Source organism: Ruegeria sp. BHSA123 (assembly GCF_059613425.1).
On the sequence record NZ_JBXWSL010000061.1, the window covers coordinates 1 to 14,220 of the forward strand.

Annotated in this window: 12 protein-coding genes; 5 read left to right on the forward strand and 7 right to left on the reverse strand. The window is 56.7% G+C overall.

Going from position 1 to position 14,220, the window contains the following annotated elements; translation table 11 throughout:
- The 5 genes from AC2FNC_RS17550 to AC2FNC_RS17570 form a co-directional block, all read left to right on the forward strand.
- Positions 1 to 991: ABC transporter substrate-binding protein (locus AC2FNC_RS17550; protein WP_496716090.1), on the forward strand; the 991-nt coding region annotated here is incomplete at its 5' end.
- A gap of 66 nt (positions 992 to 1,057) precedes the next feature.
- Entirely contained in the window at positions 1,058 to 1,972 is a 915-nt protein-coding gene (locus AC2FNC_RS17555; RefSeq protein ID WP_480520595.1) for a carbohydrate ABC transporter permease, read from the forward strand.
- 12 nt (positions 1,973 to 1,984) lie between these two features.
- A complete protein-coding gene (locus tag AC2FNC_RS17560) occupies positions 1,985 to 2,824 on the forward strand; it encodes a carbohydrate ABC transporter permease (RefSeq protein ID WP_267366204.1) in 840 nt (279 codons plus the stop codon).
- Positions 2,821 to 3,855, forward strand: coding sequence for a Gfo/Idh/MocA family protein (locus AC2FNC_RS17565; RefSeq protein WP_480520593.1), 1,035 nt, complete (start codon positions 2,821 to 2,823; stop codon positions 3,853 to 3,855). Before AC2FNC_RS17560 ends, AC2FNC_RS17565 begins: the two co-directional genes overlap by 4 nt.
- Positions 3,852 to 4,847 (forward strand): ABC transporter ATP-binding protein, encoded by a 996-nt coding sequence (locus AC2FNC_RS17570; RefSeq protein WP_480606977.1) that lies wholly within the window; start codon positions 3,852 to 3,854, stop codon positions 4,845 to 4,847. The genes AC2FNC_RS17565 and AC2FNC_RS17570 overlap by 4 nt, the downstream gene beginning before the upstream one ends.
- 83 nt (positions 4,848 to 4,930) lie before the next feature.
- Here AC2FNC_RS17570 and AC2FNC_RS17575 read toward each other — a convergent pair whose 3' ends face one another.
- From AC2FNC_RS17575 to AC2FNC_RS17605, 7 genes are all read right to left on the reverse strand, one after another.
- A complete protein-coding gene (locus tag AC2FNC_RS17575; RefSeq protein WP_480555192.1) occupies positions 4,931 to 7,150 on the reverse strand; it encodes a CHASE2 domain-containing protein in 2,220 nt (739 codons plus the stop codon).
- A gap of 45 nt (positions 7,151 to 7,195) precedes the next feature.
- Complete coding sequence (locus tag AC2FNC_RS17580; RefSeq protein WP_480623678.1) at positions 7,196 to 8,080, reverse strand: FecR family protein; 885 nt, start codon at positions 8,078 to 8,080, stop codon at positions 7,196 to 7,198.
- 397 nt (positions 8,081 to 8,477) lie between these two features.
- Positions 8,478 to 9,992 carry an aldehyde dehydrogenase (NADP(+)) gene (locus AC2FNC_RS17585; protein WP_480520585.1) on the reverse strand — a complete coding sequence of 505 codons (1,515 nt, stop codon included), beginning with the start codon at positions 9,990 to 9,992 and terminating at the stop codon, positions 8,478 to 8,480.
- Positions 9,993 to 10,063: 71 nt separating this feature from the next.
- Entirely contained in the window at positions 10,064 to 10,744 is a 681-nt protein-coding gene (locus AC2FNC_RS17590) for a GntR family transcriptional regulator (protein WP_480478132.1), read from the reverse strand.
- Between the two features lie 227 nt (positions 10,745 to 10,971).
- Positions 10,972 to 11,997: a trans-3-hydroxy-L-proline dehydratase gene (locus AC2FNC_RS17595; protein WP_480520583.1), complete on the reverse strand. Its 1,026-nt coding sequence runs from the start codon at positions 11,995 to 11,997 to the stop codon at positions 10,972 to 10,974.
- Between the two features lie 8 nt (positions 11,998 to 12,005).
- On the reverse strand, positions 12,006 to 13,106 hold the full coding sequence (locus tag AC2FNC_RS17600; protein ID WP_480520581.1) for a cis-3-hydroxy-L-proline dehydratase: 1,101 nt from the start codon (positions 13,104 to 13,106) through the stop codon (positions 12,006 to 12,008).
- Positions 13,107 to 13,121: 15 nt separating this feature from the next.
- On the reverse strand, positions 13,122 to 14,220 hold a 1,099-nt coding region (locus tag AC2FNC_RS17605; RefSeq protein ID WP_496716093.1), incomplete at its 5' end, for an NAD(P)/FAD-dependent oxidoreductase.

Here is a 14,220-nt window from a genome sequence, read left to right on the forward strand (position 1 = left end):
CTTCGATGCTTCGTTGGCGCTTTATGAGGCTGGTCACCTGACCGATCTGTCCTCGGTCGAGGCGATGAACAACTTCTCGGACGTTGCAAAGTCTGCCTGGCAGACGGATGACGGTTCGGCCAGCTTCTGCGTGCCGATGGCGTCGGTAATTCACGGCTTCATCTACAACAAGGACGCTTTTGCCGAGTTGGGGCTCGAAGTGCCGACCACGGAAGACGAGTTCTTTGCCGCCTTGGACAAAATCAAGGAAGACGGCACTTACATCCCAATGGCGATGGGTACCAACGACCAATGGGAAGCTGCCACGATGGGTTACAATAACATCGGGCCGAACTACTGGAAGGGTGAAGAAGGTCGTCAGGCGTTGATCGCAGGCGAACAGAAGCTGACCGACGAAGCCTGGACAGCCCCGTACGCAACGCTGGCCCGCTGGGGTGCGTATCTGGGTGATGGCTACGAAGCACAGACCTATCCCGACAGCCAGAACATCTTCACTTTGGGCCGCGCAGCCATCTATCCTGCGGGATCATGGGAGATTTCCGGCTTCAACGCACAAGCCGATTTCGAGATGGGAGCTTTCAAGCCTCCGGTTCAGAACGCGGGCGACACCTGCTATATCTCGGACCATACGGATATCGGCATCGGCATGAACGCGGCTACGAAGAATCCTGAAGCCGCTGAAACATTCCTGACCTGGGTCGCAAGCCCTGAGTTTGCTGAGATCTTCGGCAACGCTTTGCCCGGGTTCTTCCCGCTGTCGAGCACTCCGGTCGAGTTGCAGGACCCGCTGGCCAAGGAGATCGTCGGCTGGCGTGAAGAATGTGAATCGACCATCCGCTCGACCTACCAAATCCTGTCGCGCGGCACACCAAACCTCGAGAATGAGACCTGGGGTGCATCCGTTGCCGCGATCAAAGGTGCCAAGTCGCCCGAAGAGCTGGGTGCAGAACTGCAGACAGGCCTCGCCTCGTGGTACGCACCACATCAGTAAGCTGAACCATACCCGGGCAGCATGAGTTGCCCGGGTACGCCCAGCATTCCATTGAAAGCGCTCCCCATGACCCGCCCCCGCATCCGCTGGCATATCGTCGTGTTTCTGGCACCAGCCGTACTTGTCTACACAGCGGTGATGATCTTTCCCCTGTTCAATACGCTCCGTCTGGCCCTTTACTCTGAGGTCGACCAGAGCCGCGTATTTGTTGGACTGCAGAACTTTCAAACGCTGTTTTTCGATCCGATCTGGTCGGAACAGTTCTGGAATGCGCTGGGCAACAATTTCTGGTTCTTTCTGGTTCACATGCTGGTGCAGAACCCTATCGGCGTCGCGCTGGCCGCACTGCTCAGCCATCCGCGCCTGCGATTTGCGGTGCTCTATCGGTCGGCGATCTTCATTCCGACAATCCTCAGCTTTGTGATTGTCGGGTTTGCATGGAAATTGATCTTGTCGCCCATCTGGGGCATCGCGCCTTCGATGCTGGACGCGGTTGGGCTGAAATCCCTCTTTGCGCCGTGGTTGGGGAAGGAGGAATACGCTCTGACCACTCTGGCGCTGATTTCGGTCTGGCAGTTTGTTGGTATCCCTATGATGCTGATCTACGCGGCCTTGCTGTCGATCCCCGAAGAAATCCTGGAAGCCGGGGAAGTGGATGGCATCACCGGTACAAGCGCCTTCTGGAAGATCAAGCTGCCGCTGATCCTGCCCTCGATCGGGATCATCTCAATCCTGACATTTGTCGGCAATTTCAACGCTTTCGATCTTATCTATGCTGCACAGGGTGCTCTGGCGGGGCCTGATTTCTCGACCGATATTCTTGGCACCTTCATGTATCGCACATTCTTTGGCTTCCAGCTGCAATTAGGTGATCCGCATATGGGTTCGGCCATTGCTGGTGCGATGTTTGCAATTATCCTACTGGGTGTCTGTGTCTACCTTTTCGGCATCCAGACCCGGATGCGCCGGTACCAGCTGTAAGGAGCAGATGACATGAACAAGGCCCGCTCCAACCCGCTAAACACCTTCGCGATGCACGGTGCACTGATCTTCTATACGCTGATCGCACTGTTTCCGGTTTTCGTGATCCTGATCAACAGCTTCAAGACCCGCAAGGCGATCTTTCGCGAACCTTTGGCGCTGCCCGATGCCGACAGTTTTTCGATGATCGGATATCAGACAGTGATGAAGCAGGGGGATTTCTTCCTATATTTCCAGAACTCTCTGATTGTGACCGTTGCATCCCTGACATTGGTCCTGCTGTTTGGCGCAATGGCGGCTTATGCGCTGAGTGAATACCGGTTCAAAGGCAACATGCTTATGGGTCTGTACCTGGCTCTTGGAATCATGATCCCGATCCGCATCGGCACTGTGGCCATCCTGGAAATGATGGTCGCGACCGGGCTGGTGAACACCCTGTGGGCGCTGATCCTTGTCTATACGGCGCAGGGCCTGCCCTTGGCGGTGTTCATCCTTAGTGAGTTCATGAAACAGGTGAGTGACGACCTCAAGAATGCGGGCCGCATTGACGGCCTTAGTGAATACACAATCTTCTTTCGGCTTGTGTTGCCGCTGGTGCGTCCGGCAATGGCAACGGTTGCCGTGTTCAACATGATCCCGATCTGGAACGATCTATGGTTCCCGCTGATTCTGGCTCCTGCGGAAGAGACCAAGACACTGACGCTGGGAAGCCAGGTCTTCATCGGTCAGTTTGTGACAGACTGGAACGCGGTCCTGTCAGCCCTTTCAATGGCGATCCTGCCGGTGCTGATCCTCTATGTGATCTTCTCGCGACAGCTTATCCGCGGCATCACGTCAGGAGCGGTGAAATGACTCGCGTCCTGATCGCAGGCCTTGGGAACATGGGGCTGAGCCATGCGCTGGCACATCACCATCACCCGGACGCGCAGATTGTCGGGCTGGTGAACCGATCCGGCCGCGTGGATCACTCTGATCTGACGCGCTATCCGGTGTATTCAAGTTTTGAAGCCGCTCTGACCGAAACCAAACCGGATCTGGTTGTTATCGCGACTTATTCGGACAGTCACGCGGATTACGCCTGCGCTGCGATGGAGGCGGGTGCCCATGTGTTTGTCGAAAAACCACTCGCCACCAACGTTGTCGATGCGCGGCGTGTGGTCGAAACAGCGGCGCGGCTGAACCGAAAGCTGGTGGTGGGCTATATCCTGCGCCACCACCCATCCTGGATGCGCCTGATCGCCGAGGCTCGCACTCTGGGTGGACCCTATGTGTTCCGTCTGAACCTGAATCAACAATCCTCAGGGCCTGAGTGGGAGACGCACAAGGCCCTGATGCAGACCACGTCACCCATCGTGGATTGTGGTGTGCATTATGTCGATGTGATGTGCCAGATCACCGATGCAAAGCCTGTTCGCGTCCATGGCATGGGACTGCGCCTGTCGGATGAGATCGCGCCTGACATGTACAATTACGGCCAGTTTCAGGTGGTGTTCGATGACGGTTCGATCGGGTGGTACGAGGCTGGCTGGGGTCCGATGATGTCCGAAACTGCGTTTTTCGTGAAGGACATCGTTTCGCCCAACGGGTCTGTTTCGATCACCGACGGAAACAAGGGCGCGTCAGCAGACATCGATGGTCATACCAAGGTTGGTGGCCTTCTGGTTCACACGCCGCAGGGCGACCGGACTATCGACATGCCTGATGAGCCCGGTCATCAGGAACTCTGCGATGCTGAACAAGCCTATATGCTGCGCGCCATCGCCGAGGATATCGACCTGACCCGCCACATGTCCGACGCCGTACAATCCCTTGCAATCTGCCTGGCCGCTGACCAAAGCATCCGCACCGGCCAACCCGTTTCTCTTGAGGAGACCAGCCAATGACCGCCCTGTCACTGAAAAACATTCACAAATCTTTTGGCAATGTAGAGGTCCTGAAGGACATCAGTCTTGAGGTTGAGGACGGCGAGTTTGTGGTTTTTGTCGGCCCTTCCGGATGCGGAAAGTCCACTCTTCTGCGCGTTATTGCAGGGCTTGAAGACGCCACATCGGGCGAGATCAGAATTGCGGGCGAGCAGGTCAATCTGACCCCGCCCTCGAAACGCGGCATCGCCATGGTGTTCCAGAGCTACGCGCTTTATCCACACCTGAATGTACGCGGCAACCTGACCCTTGCCCTGAAACAGGAACGCCAGCCGAAAACCGTGATCGACGAGCGCGTCGCCGAGGCGAGCCGGATGCTGGGGTTGGAGCCCTACCTTGACCGCTACCCATCCGAACTGTCGGGGGGGCAGCGCCAGCGTGTTGCCATCGGTCGCGCCATCGTGCGCCAACCCAAGCTGTTTCTGTTCGACGAGCCGCTGTCCAATCTTGATGCCGCTTTGCGCATGAACACCCGGATTGAGATTGCAAATCTACACAGGCAACTCTCGGCTTCGATGATCTACGTCACGCACGATCAGACAGAAGCGATGACACTGGCCGACAAGATTGTGGTGCTGCGCGACGGACGGGTGGAACAGGTCGGCACCCCGATGGAGCTGTACAACAACCCGGCAAACCGCTTTGTCGCCGGATTTCTTGGTTCACCTTCCATGAATTTTCTGCCCGCAGACAGCCTGACCCCGGGCGATGCGCGTGAACTTGGGCTGCGCCCGGAGGACATCCGCTTGGAAAGCGGCGGACCGATTGCCGGCACCGTTTCACATGTTGAACAGTTGGGTGGTGATACCAATGTCATTCTGCAAACCAGCAACGTGCCAATCACAGTCCGGTTGTTTGGCCAGTACGCGATTGCCCCGGGTGACGATGTACAATTCGGGTTTGATCCTAGCCGCGCATATTACTTCGGGAATGACGGACAGAGATTACAGTAACGGCAGTTTTCGACCCGTTCTGCACCAGTTTGTTCTGGTGTGAGCGTGACCCAAAGAGTGCAACCGCTGGAAAACATGACTGGTTATCCAAGATTGTGGCGTGTGAACATGAATTGCCCGGATGGCAGGTTCGACCGGAAGTCAGCGGCACGACCGGACAGCGCCCTGTAGAACTGACGCAAGCCGGGCTCGATGTCTTCAGCCAGATTTTCGCACTGTTGGCACAAGGTATTGACCAGGCTGTTAGGGTGTCGATTTGTGATCGCCAAAATCAGCTCTGCATGTGCAACCCTGAGTTCCTGGAACGCCGCTGTTTGCAACAGGGCCTGATCGCCCACCAAAACAAAGACGGATTCCGGGTTGGCTTTGCCTTTCAGATCAACATGCCCGGCCTCTAACATGGCCAGATTCCCATGCGTGATTTCATGGACGCCGTTTGAAACGACGATGTCGTAGTCGACCGTTCGACAGCATTGTTCGATCCGCGCTGAGACATTCACGACGTCACCGATGACCGTATAGTTGAACCGTTTCTGCGAGCCGATATTGCCGACGCAGGCCTGTCCGGTCGCAAGCCCCGTTGCCAGCGCGATAGGGGGGCGGTTTCGCATGATGTCGGATGCATTGAACTCTGCCAAAGCGCGCCGCATCTTCAGCGCGGCTAATGCAGCCCGGCACGGGTGGTCAGCGACAGGTAAAGGCGCGTTCCAGAACGCCATAACAGCGTCGCCGATAAACTTGTCGATGGTTCCTCGTTCAGCCAGTATCTGGTCGCCGATACTGGAAAAAAGCGCATTCAGCAGCGAGACCAGCTCGGTGGCAGATGCGGACTCAGACAAAGGTGTAAAACCCCGGATGTCGGAGAACATCACTGTGATATCCTGCGTCTCACCTCCCAATTGCAGCTGATGTCCCGAGGCTTCCATCTCATCAAGGATCTCCGGGGCGACGTAATGAGAAAAGACTTTTCGGATTTTGCGCTTTTCCCGTTCGGTAGACAGGAAAAGATATCCTGCCAGCAGCCCGAAATTAGCCATGCCACCGATAAGCGGAAATGTGGCGTCGAACAAAACCGACTGGTTTTGAAAGACCAGCCAACTCAATATCAGAACGGCGGCAGCGGCGACACCGCCTGCAATGAAAGATGCAACCGCACCAAAACTGGACATGACGGCAATCACGACAAGCCCGAGAAAGGCGAAGGCAAGCATTTCCTGCGCAGCGGTCACATCCGAGCGGCTTAGCATTTCGTTGGTCAGGACCTGTTCCAGCACCTGGGCGTGAATTGAAACGCCGGGAACGCTCTCGCCAAGCGCCGTCTGGTGCATATCGAATAAACCGGCGGCCGACGTTCCGATCAGTATGATCCGCCCCTCAACTTCCGCCCGAACGTCCGCATCATCCGAGCCTTTGAGGATATCGTTGGCCGAAATATACAGCTCGGGCGCATCGCGCCTGTATCTCAGCCAAATCTCGCCGTTTTCTGTTGTTGGTATCCGGTATCCCCCGACCTCAACCGCCAACATGATGCCTGTTTCATCCTGTGCACCTTCGGCCACAATATTGGTCTCGCCCAAGGCAACTCTCAGGGCTTCAATTGACAGACCCGGCAACAACCCATCCGGCCCGCGCCAAAGAACCGGCACGCGGCGCATGATACCTGTTCCCCCGATGGGCGAGACGTTGACCCCACCAATACCTGCCGCGGTCCGGTCCAACGGAGGCGCAATTGGCGTCCAATGAGGAACTGAAATTAGACCCGCGGCGGGATTTTCACCGAATTCAATGATACCTGCTTTTGCAGTGATGGGGTTTCCTTCCGCCGACATTCGTGCGGCAGTCCCAAGAACGACCGGCCAATAGGCGATTTCCATCCCAAGCAAGACATCGTTATCGAGCTTTTGAGCGTGCCGTTCAACTGTAAGAACCCCTTCCAGAGACGGATCGTTCAGAAGCCGTGAGGGGGAAAACCGGTCAGGCTCAGCGAACAACATATCAAATGCGATAGCCGCAGCACCGTATTCACCCAGATTCTGAACCATTTGCGCCACCAGAGTCCGGGGCCAGGGCCATTGCCCCCAATTGGCCAGAGAGGCTTCGTCAATATCTACAACCCGTATGGGAAGGTCGGGATTGAACTCTCGCGGAGATGACCTTTGCAGAACGTCGAAATAGATCAGACGGGCCATTCGCACCGGATAGGGATCCATGACCCGGATGAAACAGCCCACCAGGATCAGACACAATCCGACAAGGCGGAACGCCCATTTCCCTGTCTTGGTTTTGCGCTTCTCGTTGCTCACGTCGTTCTCCGAAAAAGTGAGGCAAAGCCCAATTGGTCAAAAGCGCTATTGGACCAGTTCGTTTCCCGGCTCCTGTTGTTCCGGTTCTTCCGGTTCAGGCTCTTCTGGTTCCGGTTCAGGCTCTTCCGGTTCCGGTTCGGGTTCTACTTCCGGCTCTGGTTGTGACGGGGGCGATGGCGGTGCTGCGACGCTGATTGCGCGCGGCTGCGGCGCAGTTCTGCGAATGTCGGCCCTGTCGACTTTGGCCTGCTGCACGGGTGCACCTTCGCCAGAACACCCCTCAACCCTCACCTGCAATGGAGGCAGCAGGCCTTCCTGCGACTGAACAAATGGGAAACCAGATTTCAGCGCCTGATCATACTGCGCCTGATCAGCAGGCCGCCCGACTGTCCCGCCTCCACTGGTGGCATACATGCTGCATACGCGGCCTGTGGACCTGCAAGACCCCTGTGCACTGCACATTTGAACCGTTCCGTGCAGGACAAGCATTGCACTCTGGGTTTGTGATACGACCCACATGTCGAAAGTTGTGCCACGAACTGCCATAGTCGCAGTCGGTGTCTTGATCGAATATGCACCTTTTCGGCTTTTGCCGGAAATGAATCGAAAGCTGCCACCCAAGGCCTGCACGGCAAAGCTTTTGGCCTTTCGATTGCCGCGCAGCATAGTCACGTCCAACACCATATGCGCATTGGGGCCAACGGCAATTTTTGTTTCATCCACAAATACGATCTGTACCAAACCGCTGTGATCTGTAGATATCGTATCGCCTGATTCAACGTCCATTCCTGAAATGACAGGCTGAGTGTTTCCGGCGCGAATGATCTGAGCGCCTTGCTTGGCGCTGATAACTGTTCCGATGTTGGCAAGGGCCTGCGCCGGCATGAGCGCGACAACAAATACAACCAACACAATCTTTAACCAAGTCAAACCAGAGCCCCTTCCCCCGACGGGTCTAAGTAAGCGCGAAGCGCGCCAAGCTCGATTTTTGCCCCCAGAAACGTGTTATTCTTATTCAAATGCTCTAAAATGCTAGCAATATTTATGCATTATGGTGTGTATTTGTAGCAAGTTGTTTTTTGATCCGCGTTTACCAGCTTAAACACTTACGGATATGTGGGCGATGGTCTCCGCCATGGTCAGTAAGTATGAACAACATGCTAACACCAATGGAAAAGAGAGCCGTAAGTGGGGCTAACTGGCAGGTGTTTAGCAAAGCAACTGAACAGGCCAAAGCGCAGTATCCGTCAAACTCGCGCATAGGGCACTTGGCTCATCGCTTTTCTCGCGATGAGCCTTGATGCTTTTGCAGCGTGTTGTTGAAGGATCAGAGGAATTGTTCGGGTAACAAAGCGTCTGGCATGTTTTGGTAACACACTGGTCTCAGGAACCGCCGGATTGACAATGTGCCAACCGAGGTAGCACCGAAATTGGTCGAAGCGGGGTAGGGGCCGCCATGCACCATGCTGTCGCAGACCTCGACGCCCGTGGGAAAGCCATTGGCCAGCACACGCCCGGCCTTGCGCTCGAGGATCGGCATCAGGGACCGCGCGGTGTCCATGTCCGCATCATCCATATGCAGTGTACAGGTCAGCTGACCTTGCAGGCTGTGTGCGACGGCCTGCATTTCGTCAGGCGTTTCGGCGGTCACAATAACGCCTAGCGGGCCAAAAACCTCTTCACCAAGGGTTTCGTTTGCCAGCCAGTTCACAGCATTGGTGCGATACAGGTGCGGGGACGCGGTGCGTTGGCCACACATCGAGGTCAGAACCTCCTGCACACCTGTTGTATTGGCGATCCTTGCCTGACCAGCTCGATAAGCGTCGGCGATGCCGTCGGTTAGCATGGTCTGCGCGGGTGTCTTTGACAGGGCGGTTCGCGCGGTCTCAGCGAAGCGGTCCGCTGCTGCACCCGCCAGCATAACGGCGACCCCGGGGTTGGTACAGAACTGACCTGCGCCCATGGTCAGCGACCCCGCCCAGTTCTGAGCAATGTTGTCGCCCCGGTTCGTCAGCGCAGCATCGAGAATGAACATCGGGTTGACCGAGCCAAGTTCACCGAAAAACGGGATTGGCTCAGGACGCGCGGCACACAGATCGAACAGTGCCCGACCACCAGCCAATGAGCCAGTGAATCCGACAGCCCTGATCAGCGGGTGTTGTACCAAAGCGGAACCTACGGTCCGGTCACCCCCCTGAATCAGACTGAAAACACCGGGATGAATTTTGCAGCGTTCGATGGCAGCATGTATGGCCTCGGCTATGATCTCACCGGTACCCGGGTGAGCGCTGTGCCCTTTTACGACAACGGGGCACCCAGCAGCCAAAGCGGCTGCGGTGTCGCCGCCTGCGGTTGAAAAGGCCAAAGGGAAATTCGAAGCACCGAATACAGCGACAGGGCCAATAGGGCGCTGAATCATTTTCAGATCCGGGCGCGGCAGCGGCGAGCGGTCTGGCAACGGGCCGTCGTGGCGCCGATCCAGATACTCACCGCTCAGAATATGTGTGGCAAACAAGCGAAGTTGACCCGATGTGCGACCCCGCTCCCCTTGCAGACGGGCCTCGGGCAGGCCGGTTTCCTGCGTGCCTATTGCAGTAATCGCCTCGGCGCGGGCTTCGATCTCATCTGCTATGGTATTCAGAAATGCCGCGCGGTCTTCCCGGGTCGAAAAACCATAGCTCCAGAACGCTTCTTCGGCAGCTTCCGCAGCTGCATCAACATCCTGAAGACGCCCCACCGAAAAACTGTGTGAAGATCCAAAAGCGGGCTGTGACTGAAAAACCGTGTCACCTGAAAGCCAATTTCCAGCGATGAGGTGCTTACCATGGGGGGAGCAGGTCATGAATGTTCCATATCTACGATTCTAATGTTATGGATAATGTATCCAATTAAGGAGGGCAATCAAGCGCCCTGTTAGGTCTCCTCCATGGCGCGTTTTGCCACGATCATCTCCAGCAGTTGTTCCTTTGTTCGCCGGATGTGCCGCATCAGCATGTCACAGGCTTCGTCGACGTTCCCTGCTTGCGCTAGTTTCAACAGCTCTCGATGTTCTTTTTTCGCCGGTTCCCGCTGCTTCATCACGCTCAGATGCATTCGGACATAGCGGTCTGATTGCAGATTGACGCGATCCAGCAATTCATTTGTCAGTTTCCTCTGCGATGCCGCGTAAAGGGCGGAGTGGTATTGATAGTTCAGGATCCCCCACTTCCCGACGTCATTCTCGTCATAAGACGCTTCCATCTGTGTCAATATGTCGTTGCATCGCGCAAAGTCGGCAGATGTCATCTGCGGAATGGCTCTGCGGAAAAGATCGACTTCAATAAGCATTCGAAGGTCGAATATCTCTCCGATTTCATTCAGGGAGTGCTTGGTGACTGATCCGCCCCGATTATTGGCCCATTGAATCAGGCCTTCAGCGTTCAGACGCTTCAGGGCCTCGCGGATGGGCATCCGCGATACGTCGTATTCCTCGGCCAGAGCTTCCTGGCGAATAGCTTCACCTTCGGCAAGTTCACCATTCAGTATCCGCTCACGAAGATCGTTCGCGATGACATCTGGTAGGCTTTGCTTGGTTATTGCGCGCTTTCCTGCCATATTTTTCCTGCCACTTGTTTGGGTACAGCTACCGGTTACCGGCGGTTATTCCAAGTTGAGCCGCGACGCGACCACTTAGAAAGCTGATTAAGGACACTCCGTTTAATAATGCATCCAATATCCATGTTGTTTCAACCCTGCTGAGACAGCGAGGTAAGACCAAGTGCGAATGGAACCTTCTGTGACCGCCTTTCCCTGAGAGCGGGCACGGTCAATGCACTATTTAGTCAGACACCCCAGGTGTCCGACAAGCGATACCCGCCAGGCCAGGGGTCATCTGGGTCAAGCATGTGTTGATGAATGCCGGTGATCCAGCCGCGCCCACTTATTTCGGGGACAATCGCGGCACGGCCCGCCACCTCGGTGGCATCGACGATCCTGCCAGTGAACCGTGATCCGATGATCGAGACCGCCTCGAATGTCTGACCCGGCGACATCAACCCCTTTGCAGCCATCAGCGCCATGCGTGCGGAAACCGCTGTACCCGTGGGCGATCTATCAACTTTGCCCGGTTGGATTGCGACGGCAGATTTGCCAGTTAATCCGGTCTCGGTCTGGCTGATCGGGCCGCAGAAAGCACAAAATGAAATGTGGTCCCAATCCGGGTTTTCAGGATGCGAAAACCCAAGCTGTTCATTGGCTGCATTGGTGATCTTCACCCCCAATCGGGCGATGTCACGGGCCTCGTGTTCGACAATCTCGAATCCCAATGCCTGTGCATCGACCACGACAAAACTGTCACCCCCATAGGCGGTATCAACCATGATCGTATCCAATCCGGGTAACTCAAGCGGGACGGACAGTTTGTCGGCAAAGCTGGGCAGGTTCTGCACGAAAATGCGTTGCGCTTTTCCACCGCTGCATTCCGCCCGTACACGAACCAGCCCGCCTGGGGCCTCAAGCACCATATGAGTTTCGGGTTCCTGCATCGGAATGATTCCGCCATCCAGCAATACGGTTGAAACACAGATCGAGTTCGAACCGGACATGGGTGGCGTGTCTTCGGGTTCCATAATGATAAAGGCCGCGTCGGCCTTGGGGTGTTTCGGGGGCACCAGAAGATTGACATGACGGAAAACACCGCCCCGAGGTTCGTTCAGAACGAAGTTGCGCAGCGTCTGGTCGCCCGCGACAAAGCTGCGCTGTTCCCACAAGGTATCGCCCGGTGGCGGGGCGACACCCCCAACGATAACATCCCCTACTTCGCCTTCTGCATGGGCTGAAATGACATGAACGGTTTTGCTGCTCCGCATCGGATCTCTCAATATTGTGCGACAGGCTCGCCCAGAGCGTCGAAAATCGGTGTAACGCCCAGACCCGGACGGGCGGGTGCGGTCATCCGGCCGTTGACACGCTTTGGCGCACCCTCGGCAATGTCCACCGTGCCGTAGGAATTGAAATCCGTGGCAGAGAATGTGAACTCGGACGGCGTTGAACGGGCCAGATGTGCAATCGCCGCAGTGGTAATGTCGCCACCCCAGGTGTCTTCGATCGTCATGGGGATGCCGTGCGCCACGCAGAGGTCACGCATAAGGCGGGCTTTGGTCAACCCTCCGACTTTCGAGATCTTGAGGTTGATCACATCCATCGCGTCTTCGGCAATGCCGCGGACCAGCGTGTTGGGGGTGTCGATCACCTCGTCCATCACGAAAGGCAACGCGGTGCGGCGGCGGATCGACACGCATTCCTCATACGTCAGGCAAGGCTGTTCCACATAGACATCCAGACCCGAAATCGCTCCCACCACGCGGGCGGCCTCGTGCCGGGTCCAGCCGGTATTGGCGTCCGCTACCAGCAGGTCCGTCTTTTTCAGAACGGCGCGGGTGGCGTGGATACGGTCAATGTCGTCATTGGCCTCGCCACCCACCTTGAGCTGAAACTTGGTGTAGCCTTCGGCGGCATAGCCTTCGATCTTTTTGGCCATGATCTCGGGTGCTTCCTGACTGATCGCGCGATAAAGCACCACATCGTCCTGCGCCGCGCCCCCCAGCAAGGTGTAAAGCGGCTGTTCCGTGGCCTTGCCCAGCAGATCCCAGCAGGCAATATCCACCGGGGCCTTGGCATAAGGATGACCCCGCAAGGCCGCATCCATCGTGCGGTTGATCTGACCGATATTCAGTGGGTCCTGCCCGATCAAATGCGGGGCCAGCTCTGCCAGCCCGGCCCGGACGCCGAGCGCGAAAGACGGCAGATAGGCCGAGCCAAGCGGGCAGCATTCGGCATAGCCTTTCAACCCCTCATCCGTGATGATTTCCAAAACGGTGCTGTCAAACACTTCGACAAAATTGCCGTTGGACCAGCTATAGCGGCCTTCTTTCAGCGGCAGATTCACCTGATATACGTTCAGCCCGGTGATTTTCATAAGGTGTTCTCCAGATTAGAAGCGTGTGGATGCGAAAGGTGACATATCGAGCACCGGCTTGGCGTCAGTGACCAGATCGGCCACCAGTTCGGCCGTGCCTGCGGATTGGGTCAGCCCCAGATGACCATGGCCAAAGGCATAAATCACCTTTGGTGCGCGCGAAGATCGGTCAATCACTGGCAGGCTGTCGGGCAGTGACGGGCGAAAGCCCATCCATTGCGTGCCGCCCTCTAGGTTAAGGTCTGGCATGAAGCGCCCGGCCTTGGCCAGCAACGTGTCAGCACGCCGGTAATTCGGGGCCAGCTTCAATCCACCCAGTTCGACCGCGCCACCGATGCGCACACCGCCGTTGATCCGGGTCACCACAAACCCTTGCCCCCCAAAGGTCAGATGCGTGCGCAGGTCAAAAGCGCCTTCGGGCAGGGTCGTGTTATAACCCCGCTCGGTCTCTAGCGGGATATGATCCCCTAGGGATTTGGCCAGTTGGTGTGACCAGGCTCCGGCGGCGACAATCACCTGACCTGCCGAAATGTCACCGTTGACGGTGACGAGACGCACGCCGTCATCGGTTGGTATCAGTGCCGTGATCCCTGCGATCTTAACCTGCCCACCGCGCGCGATGAACTGTTCCGCCAGATGCTTGGTCCAGCGGGCCGGATCGACGGTATTCATCCATGTCGGGGTAAAACCCGCATGGGTGAATCGCCGGTTCAGTCCGGGTTGAATCTCGGCAATTGCATCCGGACTGTCCAAAAGATCAAACGGAATGCCATGGTCCTTGCGCAGGTCCCAGGTGGGCAGGCTGGCACGGAATTCGCTCTCATTCTCGAACAACTGCAACTGGCCTTCGCGCTGCATCAGCGCCTCGCCGTCAACATACGCGATCTGGCGCTCCAGCGCGGCGCGGCTGTGGTTCATCAGCGCGGCTTGTGCGGACAGTGAGGCAGCATAACGATCCCGCCAACTGGCCCGCCAGAACCGGAGCATCCACGGTGCAATACTCAGCGCATAAGCGGGTGGAATCGACAAAGGCCCCAGCGGATCAAGCAGCCATTTTGGTGCTTTGCGCATGATCCCTGGGGTTGCAAGCGGCACGATATCTGTAAAGGCAAAG